This is a genomic window from Umezawaea beigongshangensis (assembly GCF_016464305.1).
GTDB classification, from domain to species: Bacteria; Actinomycetota; Actinomycetes; order Mycobacteriales; family Pseudonocardiaceae; genus Umezawaea_A; species Umezawaea_A beigongshangensis.
This window is the reverse complement of sequence record NZ_JAEIOJ010000016.1, coordinates 12,700-32,536: the sequence shown is the minus strand read 5'-3', so window position 1 is coordinate 32,536 and position 19,837 is coordinate 12,700. Positions and strand designations below refer to the sequence as shown.

Here is a 19,837-nt window from a genome sequence, read left to right as displayed (position 1 = left end):
CTGTGAGCACGGCAGAGATGTACCTGCGGGACGTCATCCACATCCCCGAGTCGGTGCACGCGGGCGACTTCAAGGTCGAACTGTCCGGTGGGTTCACCGAGACGGACGCCAGGGTCTCCGAGTACGTGGTGACCGACCAGCTCCAGGCGGCGTTCCGCAAAGCCCTGTCGGTGGTGCGGGCCGCGGTGCGCGACGGGAACTCCCACGCCGCCTACCTGCACGGGTCGTTCGGCTCCGGTAAGAGCCACTTCCTGACCGTCCTGCACGCCGTGCTCCACAACGAGCCGTCCGCGCGCCAGAAGACCGGCCTCCAGCCGGTGATCGCCGAGAACGACGACTGGTTGGGCGGCAAGAAGTTCCTGATGGTGCCCTACCACCTGGTGGGCGCCGCCGACATCGACTCGGCCATCCTCGGCGGGTACGTAGCGACCACGCGGAAGCTGCACCCGGACAACCCGACGCCCGCGGTGTACCGGTCGGACGCGATGCTGGCCGACGCACGTCGGCAGCGGGAGTTCCTGGCCGACGACAGCAAGTTCGCGCAGTGGCTGGAGAGCGGCACACCGCAGGAGTCCGGCGACGAGGACGACCTGGACCCCATCGACTCGGTGTCGAGCTGGACGACCGCGAAGCTGGACCAGGCGTTCGCCGCTCCGCAGGGCGACACGCTACGCAGCGCGCTGGAGTCGGCGCTGCTGTCGGGCCCCATGTCCTCCTACACGCGCGGCGCGAGCGGTGATCAGCAGGCGTTCATCCCGCTGGAGAACGGGCTGGCGGTGATCAGCCGGCACGCGCGCGACCTCGGTTATGACGGGCTCATCCTGTTCCTGGACGAGATGATCCTGTGGTTGCAGGCGAACATGAAGGACCAGAGGTTCGTCAACAACCAGGTCAGCAAGCTGGTGAAGCTGATCGAGTCCGGTGACGCGGACCGGGTGTTGCCGATCGTGTCGTTCATCTCCCGCCAGCGCGACCTGTCGAAGCTGGTCGGCGAGGACGTCACCGGCGCGGAGATGAAGAACCTCGAAGCGCAGGTCAACTACCTCGCGGGCCGGTTCGACGTGGTGGAGTTGGAGGACCGCAACCTTCCGGCGATCATCAAGGAGCGTGTTCTCAAGCCGGTGTCGGCGCAGGCACGGGCGGCGCTTGATGAGGCGTTCGCGACGATCGAGTCGGCCAACGCGCTGTCGCGGGACGTGCTGCTGGACTCGGGTGGCGTGACCGGTGCGACGTGGGCGGAGTTCCGCGACGTCTACCCGCTGTCCCCCGCGCTGCTCAACGTGCTGGTGACGCTGTCGGGCGCGTTGCAGCGGGAGCGCACGGGCCTGAAGCTGCTGCAGGAGATGCTGCGCCGCCGTCGCGCGGACATGAAGCTGGGTGAGCTGATTCCGCTGGGCGACCTGTGGGACGTGCTGTCCGACGGCACGGGCGAGGCGTTCACCGACAAGCTCAAGCGCGAGGCGGACGCGGCCCACCGCTTCCACTCGAAGGTCCGGGCGCACCTGCTGGAGAAGTACGGCAGCGAGGGCGACGCGCGGTTCGTGCAGGACGACCGGCTGGTCAAGACGCTGCTGCTGGCCTCGCTCGCGCCGGCCGTGCCGGCGCTGAGCCGGTTGACCGGCGCGCGGCTGGCCGCGTTGAACCACGGGTCGATCCGGTCGCGGGTGGGCACGCCGGCGTCGGTGGTGGTGCAGCGGCTGCGGGCGTTGCAGGCTGAGTTCGGCGAGCTGCGCTCCGAGGGCGACGAGGACCCGGTGTTCAGCCTGCACCTGTCCGATCTCGACATCGAGCCGCTGCTGGAGAAGGTCGGTGAGCAGGACAGCCTCGGTGCGCGGCGGGTGTGGATTAAGGACCAGCTGTGGCAGGCACTCGGGGTGAAGGACTCGCAGGAGTTCGTGTCCGAGCGCGAGGTCGTGTGGCGGGGCACGCGGCGGGTCGCGGAGTTCGTGTTCGGCAACGTGCGCGACCAGTCCGACCTGCCGGACGTGCAGTTCACGCCGAGCGTCGACGGCCGGGTGCGGTTCGTGCTCGACTACCCGTTCGACGCGGCTGGGGCGCCCCCGGTGGACGACGCGCGGCGGGTGCAGAAGCTCAAGCGCGAAGGGCTGGAAGCGGCGACCGTGGTGTGGTTGCCGCACTTCCTGTCCAGCCAGAAGTCCGGTCAGCTCGGCCGTTTACTGAAGATCAACTATCTGCTGGAGCGAGACCGCCTCGACGACCACGCGGCGAACCTGTCCACCGACGACCGGATTCGCGTGCGGCACCAGTTGCAGGCGCAGAAGGACAACCTCACCACACAGCTCAGGGCAGCCCTTCAGCAGCTCTACGGCATCTCCGGTGGTGACGAGGGCACCATCGGCGCGGAGGTCGGCGAGGACGGGCACGTGCTGTCACTGCTGCCGTCGCACAAGCCGCGCCTGCACGGCGGCGCGGCGTTCGAGTACAACCTGCTGGCGCTGGCCGACAGCGCGTTCGACGTGCTGTACCCGAAGCACCCGGACTTCGACGTGACACGCAGCCGCAAGCCGGTGACCACGGGCGAGCTGCGGACCGTGCTGAAGTGGGTCACCGAGGCGCAGGAGAGCGGCAACCAGCGTGTCGTGGTGGACCGCAAGGACCTCGCGCTGGTCCGGAAGATCGCGCACCCGCTGGAGCTGGGCGAGGTCAGCGACGGTCCGCTGAACCTGTCCACGGAGTGGCGCAAGCGGATCGAGCAGCACGCCGCCCGCGAGGGTGTGACCGGTGACTTCGACGTGGAGAAGATCCGGTCCTGGATCGCCGCGATGGGCTGGACCGGCATGGAGAAGCCGGTCGCGAACCTGGTCATCGCCACCTACGCGCTGCTGTCCGACCGAGCCTGGCTCTACAACGGCGGCCCGACCACCCCGCCGGAGCTGGAACGCGTTGGCTCCGGCTTCAGCCTGCGGGCGCAGGAGTTGCCGACCCCCGACGAGTTCGCGGCGGCGCGGGAGAAGGCGGGTGTGCTGTTCGGGGTGCACGTGCCGGATGCGCGGTTCGCCCGGAACGTTGCCAAGCTGGCTGGTGAGGTGCGGGAGAAGGTCGTCGCGCTGGAGTCTGCGGTCGGTGGTGTGCACAAGTCGCTGCAGACGCACGCGGCGGAACTGGGCATCAATCCCGCGCGGGGACGCGCGAGAACGGCACGGGACGCGGCGGAGGTGCTGGCGCGCCTGTCCGGTGAGCAGGAGCCGACGAAGTCCCTTCGCGCCCTGGCGGGCGTGAGCTACCAGGCGACCGACCAGGTGATGAGCCGCGCGCTGACTTCCGCGCCGAAGGTGCTGACCGCGTTGGACGGGGTGGACTGGTCGCTGCTGGCTTCCGCGCGCGAGTTCGCCGGGCGCCCGGACAGCGCGGGTGAGATGGCGTCGCGTCTGGTGGACGACGTGCGGCAGGCCGCCGAGGCCGACCAGCTCGTGCGGGACCTGGTGCCGGTGCTGGGGTCGATCCAATCGCGGGCCGTCGCGGTGATGAAGGAGGCCGCGCGGACGGCACCGCTGCCTGCACCTCCGGCTCCGACGCCACCGGGCGTACCGCCGTCAGGTGGTGCCGATGACATCACCCTGACGGACACCGGGAACCCACCTGTACCGGGTTACGACGGCCGTGAGGAGGGGACCGACGACAACTCTGATGCGATGTGCACGGGTTTCTCCCCGATGCCGCCTCCCACTCCCCCGTCCGGTACACGCCCGTCACGGGCTATCCGTCGGGTCGCGCCCACCGCGGTGGAGGCCGAGCTGGGCAGGCTGATCGCAGAGATGCGACGCGAGGTCTCCGGCTACGCCCGCCAGCACCCCAGCGCGGAGATCGAGATCACGCTGCGCGTGGTCGAACCGGAGAGCGGGTCCTGATGGCCGTTGTCCCCCAGGTGAACCGGCGGATCGTGGAGGCGCTGCTGCAGGCCCACCTGCCCGATTCGCGCGGTCGGCGGCTGCTGCTCGTGCACGGCCGCTTCGACGGGTCGTCGCCGACCGAGTTCAAGACCACCGTCGGCGACCGGTCCCTGCAGATCACCGTCACCGACCAGCCGTCGGTGCTCGGCATCGTGGAGGCGTGGCAGGCCCACCGTGCAACTGGTGAGGACGGCGTGCTGGTGGTCACCACCGTGGTGGACGACCGGCAGCTCGGCTGGGACCTGCGGGCCCACGCCGTCGGTAAGGCCACGCAGACGGTCGACCGGGTGGAGATCGTCAAGCAGCGGTTCGGCGCGAAGGACGTGGACCCGCGCATCCGCCACGAGCCGTGGCTGGTGGACGCTTTGCTCGACGCCGAGCCCACCGGCGGCTGGCGTCGTCCGGGAACGGTGCTGACCAGGGACGCCGCCGTGCGGGCGCTGATCGGCGCACGGCTGGGCGGTGCCGAACTGACCGAGGGCGGCATCGACGCCGCTGCCCTGCTCGCCTGGTCCCGCACGCCCGCCGCCGCGGGGTTCGCCACGCTGCCGGAGGCGGAACGCAAGGGCCTGGTGTCCTGGCTGGAGGAGAACGTCGGTGACGCCGCCGCGGTGCTGATGGACCTCGCTTCGGCGGGACGCGCGGACGACGCGATGGCGTTGGGGGTCCTCGGCTCAGTAGCCATCGGCAAGGGTGTGACCGGTGAGATCGCCGTCGCGTTCGGTGGGCTGCTGGGTGTGCGACCGAAGGGCAACCAGCTGCCCGCGTTCGTCGACGCGGTCGCGGGCACGCTGGACCGCTGGCTCACCGAGGTCCACACCGGTGGTGAAGCCGCGCGGCGGCGGGTGCTGGAGGTGGTGACGCGGGCCGACGAGCTGGCCGAGTCCGCGGAGCTGACCGAGGCGCTCGCCGGGAACCGCTACCTGCGCAGCGGCTTCCGCTCGCGCTTGCGGACGTTGGGGACCGCCTTGTTCCGGCATCGCGACGACGCGGCCGAGAAGGCGCTGCGGGAGGTGGAGGAGCACGCGCTGGCGGAGCTGTACCCCGCGCAGACGTCGACCGCGTCGATGGCCGTGCGGCTGCTCCGCTGGCTCGGGCAGCCCGAACCGCAGGTCGACTCCGTCGCCGGCGCGATCCGCGCCCACCTCGGCGAGTGGGGCTGGGTGGACCGGGCGCTCGCCGCGCTGTGGGCGGGGGACGAGATCCACGACCCCGTGCTGGGGCAGACCTACCGGAAGGTCCACGACGCGGTCCGGGAACAGCGGGACCGGCTGGACGAGGCGTTCGCGCGGCGGCTGGCGGCGTGGACCACGACGGCGTCCACGCTCAACCCCGCCGGGTGCTTGTTGGTCGAGGACGTGCTGGAGCGCGTCGTCGCACCACTGGTGGAGGATCATGCGCCGCTGGTGCTCGTGCTGGACGGGATGAGCAGCGCAGTCGCGGTCGAACTCGGCGAGCAGCTCGCCGAGCGGGGCTGGCACGAGGCGTCGCCGGAACACGGCGGGCGCCTCGGCGCGGTCGCAGCGATCCCGTCGGTGACCACGATCAGCCGTGCCAGCCTGCTCACCGGGACGCTCGCCGCGGGCAAGCAGGGTGCCGAGCGCGACGGGTTCGCCGCGTTCTGGCGCCGACACCACCGTCAGGCGGCGCTGCTGCACAAGAGCGAGATCGGCGGGCACGCCGGGCAGCGGCTGTCGGAGGCACTGGTGTCGGCGTTGGCCGGGGACGAGGTGGTCGGCGTGGTGCTCAACACCGTCGACGACGCCCTCGACCACGGCCGGGAGGGCGACCGGACCGGCTGGCGCCTGGACGACGTGACCTATCTGCGAGAGCTCCTCGACACCGCGCGCGCCTACGGGCGGCCCGTGGTGCTCGTGTCCGACCACGGCCACGTGCTGGACCGCTCCACCGACGGTCGTGCCCCGACCAGCGCGCAGGGTGTGGAGTCGGTGCGCTGGCGACTCGGCACGGCCGACGACGGCGAGGTGGAACTGGCCGGGCCGCGTGTGCTGGAGGGCGGCGGCCGGGTCGTCGTTCCGTGGCGGGAGGACATCCGCTACCTGCAGCGCCGGGCCGGCTACCACGGTGGTGCGGCGCTGGCGGAGATGACGGTTCCGGTGCTGGTGCTGCTGCCGGCCGCGGACCAAGCACTGCCCGCGGGCTGGCGGATGCTGTCGCCGGAGGAGGTGACCCCGCCGTGGTGGGGACGGCGGGTGGACACGACTGCTCCCGTGTCGCAGTCCCGCACGAAGCCAAAGTCGAAGCCCGTCGCCGTGCAGAACTGCGAACCGCTGTTCGCGGAGCCGAGCATCTCGCTGGGCGCGCAGGTGGTCGAGCGGCCGGTCTACGACGCGCAGAAGCAGTTCGTCCCCAAGGGGCCGAACAAGCCGCAGGTGGCGGCGGTCATCGACGTCCTGGTCGAGGGTGGCGGCACCCGCTCGCTCACCGCCGTGGCGGCGGCCGCGGGCCGGGCCGGCCGCAATCCGGAGTTCCTGGTGAGCATCCTGCAGCGCCTGCTCAACGTCGAGGGCTACCCGGTGCTCACCCCGATCGACGGTGGGCGGACGTTGAAGCTGGACGTCGACCTCCTTCGTGAGCAGTTCGAGGTGAGCAAGCCGTGACCTCCCCGGTCAGCGAGGCCCGCCGCCGCGAGGTGATCGCCGCGCTGCGACGCGGCACCGTGCCGCAGGCCGGACTGGACCTGTTCGCCGTGGGGCTCGACCGGTTCGTGGTGGCGATGGACGAGGACATCGCCACGGTGGCCAAGGGCGGAGCGGCCTTCCACGCGGTGCGCGGCGAGTACGGGTCGGGCAAGACGTTCTTCGCGCGCTGGCTGGCCGAGCGCGCCAAGCGCTCCGGGCTGGCCGCGGCCGAGGTGCAGATCTCCGAGACCGAGACGCCGCTGCACCGGCTGGAGACGGTGTACCGGCGGTTGACCGAGCGGCTGAGCACCGCGACCCACCGGCCCAGCGCCCTGGGCCCGGTCATCGACTCGTGGTTCTACACCCTCGAGGAGGAGGTCCTCGACGGCGGCGAGGTCGCCGAGGACGACGAGCAGGCGTTGTCGGAAGCGGTGGACGTCCTGCTGGAGCAGCGGCTGGCCGAGGTGGCGCGGACGACACCCGCGTTCGCCGCAGCCCTGCGCGGCTACCGGCAGGCCAGAGTCGCCAGCGACGCCGCCACGGCGGAGGCGCTGCTGGCGTGGCTGGGCGGGCAGAAGTCGGTCGCGGCGTCGGCGCGACGGGCGGCGGGCGTGCGCGGCGACCTGGACCACTTCGCCGCGCTGGGCTTCCTGCAGGGGCTGCTGACCGTGCTGCGGGACTGCGGTCACCCCGGTCTGCTGCTGGTGCTAGACGAGATCGAGACCCTGCAGCGGGTGCGTGGCGACGTGCGGGAGAAGGGCCTCAACGCGCTGCGGCAACTGCTGGACGAGATCGACGCGGGCCGCTTCCCCGGCCTGTTCCTGGTCATCACCGGAACGCCCGCGTTCTTCGACGGCCAGCAGGGCGTGCAGCGGCTCCCACCGCTGGCGCAGCGCCTGGCCACGGACTTCACCACCGACCCGCGCTTCGACTCCCCCCGAGCGGTTCAGCTGCGGCTGCCGGGCTTCGACCTGGTCAAGCTCGGTGAGCTGGGCCGGTCGATCCGCGACCTGTACGCGGGCGTGGCGCGCAACCCCGACCGCGTGTCCTCGGCGGTGGACGACTCCTACGTCGCCCAGCTCGCCGACGCGGTCACCGGGAGCCTGGGTGGTCGAGTCGGCGTGGCGCCGAGGATCTTCCTGCGCAAGCTCGTGGCCGACGTGCTCGACCGGGTGGACGAGCACGACGACTTCGATCCCCGCAAGCACTACGCGCTCACGCTCACGCAGTCCGAACTGACCGAGGTCGAGCGCAACGCCGCAGCGAACACCGCCGACGACGTCGAGCTGGACCTGCCGTGACCACCGGTCTCGACGGCCTGCACCCGGTGCTGGTGCACCACATCGTGAACACCCTCGGGTGGCAGTCGCTGCGGCCCCTGCAGGCCGAGGCGGTGGGGCCGCTGGTGGACGGGGACGACGCCGTCCTGCTGGCGCCCACCGCCGGGGGCAAGACCGAAGCCGCGGCCTTCCCACTGCTCGGCGCGATGGAACAGCACAGGTGGACCGGCCTGTCGGTGATCTACGTGTGCCCGCTCAAAGCACTGCTGAACAACCTGCATCCCCGGCTGGAGGGCTACGCCTCCTGGCTGGGCCGCCGGGTCGGCCTGTGGCACGGCGACACGACCCAGGCCACCCGCCAGAAGATCCTCCTCGATCCGCCGGACGTCCTGCTGACCACGCCGGAGTCGCTGGAGGCGATGCTCGTCAGCGTCAAGGTCGAGCACGGCGCCTTCTTCGCCGGTCTCCGCGCGGTCGTGGTGGACGAGGTGCACGCCTTCGCCGGCGACGACCGGGGCTGGCACCTGCTCGCACTGCTGGAACGCCTGACGCGGGTCACCGGGCGGCAGATCCAGCGCGTCGGACTGTCCGCGACCGTCGGCAACCCCCACGACCTGCTGGACTGGTTGCAGGGCTCCGGGCGGGCAACGCGGCCGGCTCGGGTCATCGCACCGGGCGTGACCAGCACCGCGGTGAACCCGGCCTCGGTCGGTGAGATCGAACTGGACTACGTGGGCTCGGTGTCCAACGCGGCGACCGTGATCTCCTCGCTGCACCGGGGCGAGAAGCGGCTGGTGTTCTGCGACTCCCGCCAGCTCGTCGAAGAACTCGGCGAGGCGCTGCGCAGCCGCGGCGTCACCACGTTCCTGTCCCACGCGTCCCTGTCGGTGGACGAGAGACGACGGGCAGAGCTGGCCTTCGCCGAAGCGCGTGACTGCGTGATCGTGTCCACCAGCACGCTGGAACTGGGCATCGATGTGGGCGACCTCGACCGGGTCATCCAGATCAACGCCCCCGGTTCGGTGGCGTCGTTCCTGCAACGACTCGGCCGCACCGGCCGCCGCGCCGGAACGACCCGCAACTGCCTGTTCCTGGCCATCCGGCGCGACCAGGTCGCCTGGGCCGCAGGGCTGCTCCTGCTGTGGAGCAGGGGCTTCGTCGAACCGGTCACCGCGCCACCACAACCACGCCACATCGTCGCGCAGCAGCTGCTGGCGCTGGCGCTGCAGGACAACCGCGTCGGCGACCGGCTGTGGGCGCAGGGCTGGAACGGCCTGGCGCCGTTCGACCGCGGTGCCGAGCCGATCCTGCGGCACCTGGTGGACAACGGTTTCCTCGACCGCGACGGCGACATGCTGTTCATCGGACCCGCCGCGGAACAGCGCTTCGGGCGCAGGCACTTCATGGACATGACGGCGGTGTTCACCGCGCCGCCGCAGTTCACCGTCCTGCACGGGCGCCGCGAGATCGGACGTACCGACCCCGCGCTGCTGACCGAGAAGGTCGAGGGGCCCCGTCTGCTGCTGCTGGGCGGGCGGAGCTGGAAGGTCGGCTGGATCGACTGGAAGCGCCGCCGCTGCTTCGTGGAGGAGGCCACCGGCGGCGGCAAGGCGCGCTGGCACACCCCCGGCCTGAGCGGCGCGTCCTTGGAACTGAGTCGTGCCGTCCGCGACGTCCTGCTGGGCAGCGACCCACCGGTGAAGCTGACACGGCGGGCCGAACGCGCACTGGCCGAGGAACGCGAGGACGCGGGCAGCACCGTGCATCCCGGCGGGACGGTCGTGGTCCGCGGCGGCGCCGACGTCCGCTGGTGGACGTGGGCCGGCTACCGGATCAACGCGACGCTGGCGTCGACGCTGGCGGAGCTGACCGACTCCAAGCAGCGCGTCGACGACGTGTCGATCCGGCTTCGCACCGATGTGACGCGGCAGATGTGGCGCGCGGCCCTGGCCGACGCCGGTGAGCGGCTGTGCCTGCCCGAGGTCGACGACCGCGCCCTCGACGGGCTGAAGTTCAGCGAAGCCCTCCCCCCGGAGTTGGCCAGAGCGACGCTGGCCGCACGCCTGGCCGATGTGGACGGCGCCGCAGCGGTCCTGGCAGAACCCCACCGGTTCGTCGTGCTCAACGAGTAGCGACCCAGAGGACGCAGTTGCTGAACGGCGGCTGCTTTCCTCGAACATCGAACTGGTGGTCCTGACCGATCAACTCCTGTCGGTGCCCTCTGGTATCTGTGGGCCATGTTCGTCCACGGGGGAACCGTCGCAGAGGTCGCCGCAGCGCTGAACGCCGCACCGACGGAGTTCCTCATCGGCTGCAGGAAGCGCTTCACCACATCGCAGGGCAGAGCACCGGGCGAGTCGGAACAAGCCAGTTGGAAGAAGAGTTGGCCCGAGCTGATGCGTGCGCTGCTGCGAGCGGGATTGGGCGAGCTGCACCTGCTCCTGGAGTACGAGCTGCCGGGCAGCGGGCAGCGCGTGGACGCGCTGCTGCTGGGGCTTCGTCGCGATGGTGGTGTGACCGCGGTCGTGGTGGAGCTGAAGCAGTGGACGACGATCGATTCGACGTCGTCGGTGTCAACCTCGGTGCTCAGAACGCACTACACCCACCCGTGCCGGCAGGCGGCGGGGTACGTGGCGTACTTCGACGACTGGGTCGACGAGCCGGACCTGCGGTTGCGCACCCGCGCCGTCGCCTACCTGCACAACGCCGGACGCGACGTGGTGGACACCCTGCGGGCCGCGGTCGTCGGCAAGGCCGGCAGTGGCGACGTGTCGCTCATCGGGCGTGATGACATCGTGTCGGCCGCGGATCCGGTGGTCCTGGCTTCGCTGTTCGCCGCCGACGATCTCCGGCCGCCGGGCGAGGCGGACCTGCGTCGGTTCCTCACCGCTGGCCACCGGCCGTCGGGCGGGCTGCTGTCACGTCTGGACGACATGCTCTCCAGCGATCCCGTCTTCCGCTTGATCGGGGCCCAGCAGCGGGCTTACCTGCACGTCCTGGACACGGTGCGCGAGGCGCGCGGCAAGGACGGCAAGCACGTCGTCGTCGTGTCCGGCGGCCCGGGCACGGGCAAGACGGTGATCGCGGCACGACTGGTCACCGACATCGGCAAGAGCATCGGAAACGGGGTCTTCGGGTGCTACCTGACCCCGTCGGGGACGTTGCACCAGCAACTCAAGCGCGCAGCGGCGATCCCCGCGGCCGACGGGCTGTTCCTGCACGTCGACGGCTTCAACCGGCACGCGGGCAAGGCCGTGGTGCCGCTGGTCGACGAGGCGCAGCGGCTGCGGCACAGCGCACGCCACCTCGAGCGCATGCTCGCGCGCACGAAGGTGTGCGTGCTGTTCCTCGACGAGCGGCAGATCATCCGCCCCGAGGAGGGCTACACGATCGAGGAGCTGCAGCAGGAAGCGCGGCGCCTGGGTGCCGAGTTCACCCGGGTCGACCTGGTCAGCCAGTTCCGCTGCGGCGGCTCCCAGCGGTACCTGACCTGGCTGGAGCAGCTGCTCTTCGGGCACACGACCGCCACGCCGTGGACGCCGTCGGAGTACGACCTCGCCGTCGCAGCAGACCCCGCGGCGCTGGGCGAGTGGGTCGAGCAGCACACCCGGCACGGCCGCACCGCCCGCATCGCGGCCGGGTTCTGCTGGCCGTGGACCACCCCACAGCGCGACGGCTCCCTCGCCGAGGACGTCTCGATCACCTGGACCGACCCGGACGGGGCCGAGCACACGTGGAGCAGGCCGTGGAACGCCGCGAAGGAGATGCAGCACCACGACAACCCGGTTCCCAGGAGCCAGTTCTGGGCCACGGACCGGGGCGGGCACCGCCAGATCGGCTGCATCTACACCGCGCAGGGCCTGGAGTACGACTACGCGGCCGTCGTGTTCGGCCGCGACCTCGTGCGCCGCGGTGACCGCTGGGTGGCCGTGCCGCAGGAGAACCAGGACCGCTCCATCCCCGGCGACGCCGACCCCGATCGCTACCTGCGCTGGGCGGTGAACACCTACTGGGTGCTGGCCACCCGCGGCACCCTGGGCTGCCGGCTGTACTCGGTCGACGAGGAGACGCAGGCGTTCCTGACCGGTCTGGTCCACCCCGCCAGCTTCTGACCCGGACCCGGTTGTCGGTGCCCGCCCCTATCCTGCCCGATCATGAACGACAGGCAGCTGGTGCTGCAGCCGCGCGGCGGCCCCGCGCACAACGGCCCGGTCAACTTCGAGCGGTCCGTGCGCCGCGGCGTGCGCCTGGCCGAGCACGCCGACGCGCTGGGCGAGGACCTGGCCGCGCTCGAGGCGCTGTACCCCGACGGCGTGGCCCGGCTGTGGGGTTCTACCCCCTCGGACTCGCCGGGTCACGCCAAGGCGGTGGCGCTGCGCGATCGCAGGGTCGGTGACCGGGTGCTGTTCTACGCGGACAAGGCGTTCATCGCCGAGGCCACCGTCGTGCACCTGTTCCGCAACGCCGCGGCCGCGAGGTCGGTGTGGGGTACCGACGCCGACGGCCAGACGTGGGAGCACGTCATGGCCCTGGGCGAGGTCCGCGAGTTCGACTCCCCCGTTCCCGCAGCGCGGGTGCTGGACGCGGTGGGCATGCGGGTTCCGCTGCGCAGCCTCACGCTGATCCCCGCGGCGAAGCACGCCCTGCTGCCCGACCTCGACACGATCACCGACGCCTCCGAGCCGCGTCACTGGGTGCTGCAACTCAATCCGCGCAAGTGGGACGTCTGGACCTGGTGGGAGCGGCTCGAGGAGCCAGCTGGCTCCTTGACCGTCTCCAAGCGCTTGGGCGAGGTGCGGCCCGGTGACCGCGTGGCCCTGTGGATCTCGGGTGAGGCCGCCGGTGTCTACGCGCTGGGCACGATCACCTCGACCCCCTACGAGGCCACCGCGTTCGACGAGCACTGGATCGACCCGCCGGAGCGCGGCCACGTCGTGGACGTGCGTTTCGACCGGTTCCTGTTCGACGATCCGCTGACCAAGCGGGCGCTGGTGGCCGACCCGGTGTTCGCCGGGGCGCTGATCGTGCGCATGCCCAGAAACGCCAATCCGATCCTGCTGACCCCGCAGCAGTGGGCGGTGCTCCAGCAGACGGCGGGGAGCAGGGGTGCCACGGCGCCGCCCGCGCCGTCGGACACGGTGGTCATCGCGCGTCCGGTGGGCAGCGTCCCCGAGCGCACGACCGCGAACATCGCCTCGGGCCCGCGCGAGGTCACCTTCCCCGAGGCGCGGCTGGTGCGGAGCTACCAGGACTTCCTGGGGCGGGAACTGCAGTGCCTCGAGGCGCGGCTGCCCTCCGGCGAGCGGCTGGTCTGCGACCTGTTCGACACCCAGACCAACACCCTCATCGAGGCCAAGGCGTCGAACACGCGCCCGGACGTGCGCATGGCGCTCGGCCAGCTCCTGGACTACCGCCACCACATCAAGCCCGGTGCCGCGCTGGCGGTGCTCCTGCCCGCCGCGCCGTCGCCGAGCATCGCGCGGGTGCTGCACGCGCAGGGGGTGAGCATCATCCACCGCGACGGCGGCACCTTCCGCGAGTTCCCGCCGCCACGCGGGGCGCCGGGGACGTCATGATCGTTGCTGCTAGTGTGATCGCCGTAACGGCACGCCGGACGCCCGCCTCGCGGCGGTGAAGTCCCCACCGTAGGAGTACCAGCATGTCCTTGCTGCGCGCGTCGGCGCGATCGATCGCCGACAGGAGCCGGTCCGACCGGCTCGTCGCTGACCTCGCCCGCCAGTTCGAGTTCGTCCACCGCCGCTCGCCCTCGCAGAGCGAGCGCAACTCCTGGCGGGCCAGCCTCACCCAGCTCACGGACGACCTGCTCGACGGCGGTCTGGGCGAGGTGGAGCTGCTGGTGGAGTACCAGCTGCCGCTGACCAGCAAGCGCGCCGACGTCGTGCTGGCCGGCACCCACCCCGACACCGGGCTGCCGTCCTACGTGGTGGTGGAGCTCAAGCAGTGGACCTCCGCCCACCCCGCCACCACCGACCCCGCCAACGGCAGCGGCGTCACCGGCTCCGATGTGCCGGGTGGTGGGCGGCCGGTGCTGTTCACCGTGCCCGGCCTGCGCGGGCGGCACCTGCACCCGGCCGAGCAGGTCGCGGCGTACTGCGCCTACATCCGCGACTTCGTCACCGACGCCGCGGACGACGCGCTGATCGGTGTGGCCTACCTGCACAACGCCCAGGACCAGCAGGTGCCCGCGCTGCTGGCCCACGACCACGACGCGCGGCTGTTCACCGCGACCAGCCGCGGCGCGCTGCTGCAGCTGCTGCGCGCGCGCCTGTCCCCCGCCGGCGCCGCCGCCGCGGCCGACCGGTTCCTCGGCGCCGAGATCGGCCCGAGCAAGCAGCTGCTGGCCGTGGCCGCGCGCGAGCTGGCCGACCGCGACCAGTTCGTGCTCCTCGACGAGCAGCGCGTGGCCTTCCACGAGGTCCTCGAGGCGGTGCGCCGCGCGCGGCGCAGCGACCTCAAGGAGGTCCTCGTGGTGCTCGGCGGCCCCGGCTCGGGCAAGAGCGCCATCGCCCTGGCGCTGCTGGGCGAGCTGGCCGCGGCCGGCAGGACCGCGCTGCACGCCACCGGCTCGAAGTCCTTCACCACCACCCTGCGCAAGACCGCGGGCCGACGCAACTCGCGCGTGCAGGCGCTGTTCAAGTACTTCAACAACTTTACCCAGGCCGAGCGCAACGGCGTGGACGTGCTGATCTGCGACGAGGCGCACCGCGTGCGCGAGACGTCGAACAACCGCTACACCCCCGCCGCGCGGCGCAGCACCCAACCCCAGATCGCAGAGCTCATCGACGCCGCGCGCACCCCGGTGTTCCTGCTCGACGAGAAGCAGGTCGTGCGCCCCGGCGAGATGGGCAGCCGCGCCGAGATCACCGCGGCGGCGCAGGCCAAGGGGCTGCCCGTGCGCGTGGTGGAACTCGACGGGCAGTTCCGCTGCGGGGGCAGCCGCCGCTACGAGGACTGGGTGCTGCGCCTGCTGGGCCTGCACGAGCAGCCCCCGTTCACCTGGACCGGCGACGACCGCTTCGAAGTCCGCGTCGCCGACACCCCAGCCGAGCTGGAGAAGCACCTGGCCGGCAAGCTCGACGAGGGCTTCAGCGCCCGCATGACCGCCGGGTTCTGCTGGAAGTGGAGCGACCCCACCCCCGAACGCGAACTCCTCGACGACGTGGTCATCGGCGACTGGGCGCGGCCGTGGAACGTCAAGGGCGACCGCGGCGTGGGCCACGCACCGCCCTCGCAGCTGTGGGCCACCGACCCCGCCGGATTCGGCCAGATCGGCTGCATCTACACCGCGCAGGGCTTCGAGTACGACTGGAACGGCGTGATCCTCGGCCCCGACCTGGTCTGGCGCGGCGACCGCTGGGCCTCCGCCCGCGCCGCCAGCAAGGACACCGTCGTGGCCCGCGCCCAGCCCGAGGACTTCCACCGCCTCGTCCGCCACACCTACAAGGTCCTGCTCACCCGCGGCATGAAGGGCACGGTGCTCTACTCCACCGACCCCGAAACCCGCGCGAAGCTGCACGAAATGGTCGGCCTTCATCTCTCGGCACGGACCGACGGAAACGGACCGGCGTCCTTGTAGGTAGTCGTCCACCGATCACATCGGCGGAGCAGCCCTTTGCCTGCCAATCTTCTCGGCTGCTCCGCCTGCACCAGGCCACAACGGTGGACGGTTCACTTAGCGGTATCCACGGCGGCAGCCGCCTCGCATCGCAGACGCAGCACTGCGGCCGCATCAATGATCGACTGCCGCTTCTTACTGCTGATCACACCGTCGTCAAGAGCGGTCCGGGTGAGGTACGCCGCGTCATCGGCCCACGTCTTCATCCTGCTTCGGGACAATTCCAGGTCGTGCAGCGCTGCCGAGAGTTCGTCGTCAGGTTGTGGCAGGTTCAGAGATGCGAGAGTTGCCGAATGCAGACGACGCCGTCCGGTTGCACCTGTCGCTAGCTTCCCCACCGCAGGCGAACGTAAGAACGTCAAGATTAGTTGCATGTGCTCTGTGGCAACGGCCCGCACAGGCGAAAGAACGAGAATGCTGCCCACTGCGGCCGCCGGCAGATCCTCTTCCCTCACCAGAGCACACTTGGGTCGGTCCGCGGTCACGACTTCGGATAACAGAACATCCCCCGCTTTCAGGAGGTGCTTCTGCCTGACTCCATGCCGCCAGACGTCCAGACCATCGTCTCGCTCGACCACCGTCCCGTATCGGTCAATGTGCTTAAGCCACAGGAGCCTTGTTGCACCAGGACTCACCGTAGTCTGATTGCCTGGATCCAACAGGGCGATCGCGAGCCCACGGCGAACCGTTCCAAAAACCGCTGAAAACACTGTTTCTGCATCTGAACGATTTGACGGAGCACCCTCGACGAGTCTTTTTTTACAGAGCCGCGCCCCGTTCACCTCAGAATCCGGCATGACTTTTTTCCCCTCGCATCGACCGAAGCGAGCATACGCGGACTGCGAGGTCTTTCACTGACCCGACACAGAACCCGCGCGTCGGGTCGATGAGTAGGACGGTCGGCTATGAGCGCGATGTACGGGCATCTCGTCGGACACGCGGAGTTCACGGCTCCGAGGACCTCCGCCGTGGAGGACGACGTCCGTCCGGCCGCGGCTACGAGTGAGGTATCGCCACTTCCGAAGTGATGAACCCTCTTCATCGTGGTTGGCGGCGAGCCTCGGTGTGGTGCAGAACGAGGATGGCCGCGATGATCGCAGTGGCTCGACGCGGACCGCAGCGTAGCTTGGCCAGGACATTCCAACCCTTGAGCAGCGGGACGGCGCGTTCGCCGAGCGCATGGATGCGGGCGTGGGCACGGTTGACCGTCTTCTGCCCGCGTGACAGGTGGGGGCGTGTGGCGTGGCGCTTAAACAGGGTGCTCACCATGCTGCTCGACCCTGGTACATGTTGTCGGCAAACGTGGTGACGCTGTGGGCGGTCAGCATGTCGGCCAGGCCGTGGACGCGGGCCGAGACCAAGTCGTGGACGGTGCCGGGCAGTGCCGCCGAGGCGCGCCCCAGCCGACCGGCTGGGGCGGCGAGAACCTGGACGTTGACGCCGTGGCGATGGCGCTTACCCGAGTAGTACGGCTTCTGGTCGGTCATACAGTCGATCGAGACCAGGGTGCCGTCCAGGATCGCGTAGGCCAGTCGCGCGGCGCGTTCACCAGATGCGTGGAGATCATCGGTTAGGACGGCGAGCAGGTCCACCGCTTCACGAACATAGCGCCAAGCGGTGCTGCAGGAGATGCCGAACTCGACGGCGAGGCGGTTGTGGGTGTCGCCGTCGCGCAGGTACGTGAGCAGGGGCAGCGCCTGACGACCGGGATCGAGCCGCCGCCACCGCGCCGCTCTGCACGGACGAGGGTGCGGTTGGACAGCGGAATCGTGGCAGGGCGTGACAGCATGGCGAGGCTCCCGGTCGAGGCATCGGATCCTGGTCGACTGCTGCCTTACCTGGAACCTCGCCCACCGCGCTCCCGCTACTCATCCTGCACCGTGACCTGCTACGTCACGATGAAAATGGCTCAGTTCCCAGGCGAGGAACTGCAGGTGCGAACTGGACAGGTCGATCGCGGATGGGTACACAAGCACACGCAACTGCTGGTGATGGCCTTGCTCTTGGTCGAGAAGTCATCTACCAGGAGCTTCGTCATGTCTCCAGCCCGCCACCGCCAGGTTGGAAATGGTTCACAGGCTGAGGCGTGTGGATAGTGCGCAAGTCGCCCCTCGGACACGCACCACAACCCCAACTGTGCGGGTCGAGACTTGTCTCGACCCGCACAGTTCGTTTTCCGGGGTGGTACGTCGCGGACAACCGCAACTGCCGGTACACCTCCGCCTCGTCGTCGGGATCGGCGTTGCCGAGCACCTGGCGCACGTCGCCCAGCGCCGCGACCATCGTCGCGATCTGCTCCCTGGTCATCCGCTCCCGCCCGACAGCGGCCCGCGACCGCGACAGCGCCTCCGCCCGCCGCGCCGACACCTCGGCGGTCCAGCGCGCCACCAACCGCGGATCGGTGCCGGCCTCCAACGCCGCTCGGTGCCGCTCCAGCTTCCGATCGCACTCCGCCACGACCCGCCGCGCGTCCAGCGTCGCCGGATCTTCCTCCAGGTCGGGTTGCGAGCGGTAGAGCGCGTCCACGGTGTCGGACAACCGGTGCGGCGCGAACACCAGCGCCAGCCAGTCGTCCAGAGGACCGAGCAGGTCCCGCTCGGCCAGGTAGACGTTGCGCGGGTGTTCGACCTTGTTGACCAGCCCGTACTCCTGGGCGAAACGGCACCGGCAGTACAGGCCCTTCCCGCTGAACTGCCCCTGCATCCGCCGCCCGCACAACCCGCACAGCAACAGCCCGCGCAGCACGTACCGGTGCCTGTGGGGTGCCAGAACTCTGCACTGAGACGCTGAGCTGCGGCGATCGGGCATCACGTGCCGTAGGAGCATGATCGTGAGGCGTGGCGCTACGACTGCTGTACCTGATCTTCGTCCGGGTGATCGGCTGTTTGGTTCTGCTCAGCCGGTCATCAGCGGCCAAGGACGCTGAGCTGCTGGTGCTGCGGCACGAAGTCGCCGTACTGCGCCATACCAACCCCCGCCCGCGGCTGGAGTGGGCCGACCGAGCGGTGCTCGCCGCACTGGTTCGCCGACTCCCTCCGCTGCTGCGCGAGCACCGATTGGTGACGCCAGCCACCGTCCTTCGATGGCACCGGCGCCTGGTCGCGAAGAAGTGGCCTACCCGAGCCGGATCGGACGCCCACCGATCGACGACACCATCGTGGCGATGATCGAACGGATGGCCCGGGAGAACACGGGCTGGGGCTACCGCCGGATCCAGGGCGAACTGCTCAAGCTCGGACACCGCATAGCCGCGTCAACAATTCACCGCGTCCTGAAGCGCCTGCGGGTACCGCCCGCACCCCGACGCGACAGCGACACCTCGTGGCGGCGGTTCCTGCGTGCACAGGCAGCCAGCTTATTGGCCTGCGACTTCTTCCACGTCGACTGCACCGTCACCCTCAAGCGGGTCTACGTGTTCTTCGTGATGGAGGTCGCCACCCGGTACGTCCACATCCTCGGCACCACCACGAACCCCGACGGGGCGTGGACCACCCAACAAGCCCGCAACCTGTTGATGGACCTCGATGACCGGGCCGACGGCTTCCGGTTCCTCATCCGCGACCGGGCTGGCGAGTTCACCGTCTCGTTCGACGCGGTCTTCTCCGGCGCAGGCATCCAGGTCGTGAAGATCCCACCACGGTGCCCGCGAGCCAACGCCCACGCCTAACGGTTCGTCGGCACCGTCCGACGCGAAGCCACCGACCGACTGCTCATCATCAACGAACACCACCTGCGGACAGTGCTGCAGCGCTACGCGAAGCACTACAACCACCGACGACCACACCAAGCCCTACAACTCGCCCCACCACGACCAGACCACCCGACCGCAAAGCCGGGCTACACGGCGATACGCCGCCGACCCGTCCTCGGCGGCCTCATCAACGAGTACGAACCCACAGCCGCCTAATCGCAGGTCAGGCCACATGGCTGACTTTTGGAACCCCACACGATCACGAGTGATCAACCTACAGGAAGTCGATCACTTTCGACTCAATAGATGAAGCGTAAGATGTCAGACTGAAATAACCCCTATGTCATCAAGTATCAACTGATATTTTTATATCGCCGGTTTCTACTTCACGGCATTCGCCCGTCGACGCGAACAGCATTCCATACCTGCTCGAACTCCTCGAAATCTATGACCTGTGCGCGAAATTCAGCTTGCTCGGAAATTTCTTTCAACGAAGAAAAGGCGATCTCCGACAAGCCGACCGTGTCAGTTTCATGTTCATGATCCGCCCACTCCCCGGTGCCATCCGCATAAACCTGCACTTTTCTTACCTCATACCGATCCTCCCCAATTTCACTGAGATACAGAACTGGGTCATCCGCCGAATCGCGCAACCATTCAACTCGCACATAAATCAT

At 69.7% G+C, this 19,837-nt stretch carries 13 protein-coding genes and 1 pseudogene; 10 read left to right on the top strand and 4 right to left on the bottom strand.

Going from position 1 to position 19,837, the window contains the following annotated elements; translation table 11 throughout:
• Positions 1-2: 2 nt before the first annotated feature.
• The 7 genes from IMZ35_RS27315 (at position 3) to IMZ35_RS27285 (ending at position 15,430) form a co-directional block, all read left to right on the top strand.
• Positions 3-3,869: a DUF6079 family protein gene (locus IMZ35_RS27315; RefSeq protein ID WP_199444075.1), complete on the top strand. Its 3,867-nt coding sequence runs from the start codon at positions 3-5 to the stop codon at positions 3,867-3,869.
• The gene (gene pglZ, locus IMZ35_RS27310; protein ID WP_199444074.1) at positions 3,869-6,532 is read left to right on the top strand and encodes a BREX-2 system phosphatase PglZ; all 2,664 of its coding nucleotides are present in this window, start codon (positions 3,869-3,871) and stop codon (positions 6,530-6,532) included. The genes IMZ35_RS27315 and pglZ overlap by 1 nt, the downstream gene beginning before the upstream one ends.
• A complete protein-coding gene (gene brxD, locus IMZ35_RS27305; protein ID WP_199444073.1) occupies positions 6,529-7,854 on the top strand; it encodes a BREX system ATP-binding protein BrxD in 1,326 nt (441 codons plus the stop codon). Before pglZ ends, brxD begins: the two co-directional genes overlap by 4 nt.
• Positions 7,851-9,965 (top strand): DEAD/DEAH box helicase, encoded by a 2,115-nt coding sequence (locus IMZ35_RS27300; protein WP_199444072.1) that lies wholly within the window; start codon positions 7,851-7,853, stop codon positions 9,963-9,965. Before brxD ends, IMZ35_RS27300 begins: the two co-directional genes overlap by 4 nt.
• Before the next feature lie 105 nt (positions 9,966-10,070).
• Positions 10,071-11,945, top strand: a complete 1,875-nt coding sequence (locus IMZ35_RS27295) for a DNA/RNA helicase domain-containing protein (protein ID WP_199444071.1) — start codon at positions 10,071-10,073, stop codon at positions 11,943-11,945.
• A 42-nt stretch (positions 11,946-11,987) separates the two neighbouring features.
• Positions 11,988-13,409 carry an EVE domain-containing protein gene (locus tag IMZ35_RS27290; protein WP_199444070.1) on the top strand — a complete coding sequence of 474 codons (1,422 nt, stop codon included), beginning with the start codon at positions 11,988-11,990 and terminating at the stop codon, positions 13,407-13,409.
• A gap of 83 nt (positions 13,410-13,492) precedes the next feature.
• The gene (locus IMZ35_RS27285; protein ID WP_199444069.1) at positions 13,493-15,430 is read left to right on the top strand and encodes a DUF2075 domain-containing protein; all 1,938 of its coding nucleotides are present in this window, start codon (positions 13,493-13,495) and stop codon (positions 15,428-15,430) included.
• Between the two features lie 92 nt (positions 15,431-15,522).
• Here the strand turns inward: IMZ35_RS27285 and IMZ35_RS27280 are convergent, their stop codons facing one another.
• The 3 genes and pseudogenes from IMZ35_RS27280 to IMZ35_RS27270 form a co-directional block, all read right to left on the bottom strand.
• A complete protein-coding gene (locus IMZ35_RS27280) occupies positions 15,523-15,924 on the bottom strand; it encodes a hypothetical protein (RefSeq protein WP_199444068.1) in 402 nt (133 codons plus the stop codon).
• 583 nt (positions 15,925-16,507) lie between these two features.
• Positions 16,508-17,258 (bottom strand): annotated as a pseudogene (locus IMZ35_RS27275) (transposase family protein).
• A 245-nt stretch (positions 17,259-17,503) separates the two neighbouring features.
• Positions 17,504-18,214: a recombinase zinc beta ribbon domain-containing protein gene (locus IMZ35_RS27270; protein WP_199444067.1), complete on the bottom strand. Its 711-nt coding sequence runs from the start codon at positions 18,212-18,214 to the stop codon at positions 17,504-17,506.
• Between the two features lie 92 nt (positions 18,215-18,306).
• Between IMZ35_RS27270 and IMZ35_RS27265 the strand changes: the two genes are divergently transcribed.
• The 3 genes from IMZ35_RS27265 to IMZ35_RS31150 are packed head-to-tail and all read left to right on the top strand — an operon-like array spanning position 18,307 to position 19,376.
• Positions 18,307-18,636, top strand: a complete 330-nt coding sequence (locus tag IMZ35_RS27265) for an integrase (RefSeq protein WP_229373462.1) — start codon at positions 18,307-18,309, stop codon at positions 18,634-18,636.
• A complete protein-coding gene (locus IMZ35_RS31155) occupies positions 18,633-19,136 on the top strand; it encodes an integrase (protein WP_229373461.1) in 504 nt (167 codons plus the stop codon). The genes IMZ35_RS27265 and IMZ35_RS31155 overlap by 4 nt, the downstream gene beginning before the upstream one ends.
• A 39-nt stretch (positions 19,137-19,175) precedes the next feature.
• Positions 19,176-19,376 carry an integrase core domain-containing protein gene (locus IMZ35_RS31150; protein ID WP_307868894.1) on the top strand — a complete coding sequence of 67 codons (201 nt, stop codon included), beginning with the start codon at positions 19,176-19,178 and terminating at the stop codon, positions 19,374-19,376.
• 170 nt (positions 19,377-19,546) lie between these two features.
• On the opposite strand, the gene IMZ35_RS27255 is transcribed toward IMZ35_RS31150, so the two are convergent.
• A complete protein-coding gene (locus IMZ35_RS27255; protein ID WP_199444066.1) occupies positions 19,547-19,837 on the bottom strand; it encodes a DUF6881 domain-containing protein in 291 nt (96 codons plus the stop codon).

What these genes read in the sequence shown, in the direction of transcription:
- pglZ (WP_199444074.1), top strand. Translation starts at nt 3,869, where the DNA reads ATGGCCGTTGTCCCCCAGGTGAACCGGCGGATCGTGGAGGCGCTGCTG.
- IMZ35_RS27295 (WP_199444071.1), top strand. Translation starts at nt 10,071, where the DNA reads ATGTTCGTCCACGGGGGAACCGTCGCAGAGGTCGCCGCAGCGCTGAAC.
- IMZ35_RS27290 (WP_199444070.1), top strand. Translation starts at nt 11,988, where the DNA reads ATGAACGACAGGCAGCTGGTGCTGCAGCCGCGCGGCGGCCCCGCGCAC.
- IMZ35_RS27285 (WP_199444069.1), top strand. Translation starts at nt 13,493, where the DNA reads ATGTCCTTGCTGCGCGCGTCGGCGCGATCGATCGCCGACAGGAGCCGG.
- IMZ35_RS31155 (WP_229373461.1), top strand. Translation starts at nt 18,633, where the DNA reads ATGATCGAACGGATGGCCCGGGAGAACACGGGCTGGGGCTACCGCCGG.
- IMZ35_RS27255 (WP_199444066.1), bottom strand. Translation starts at nt 19,837, where the DNA reads ATGATTTATGTGCGAGTTGAATGGTTGCGCGATTCGGCGGATGACCCA.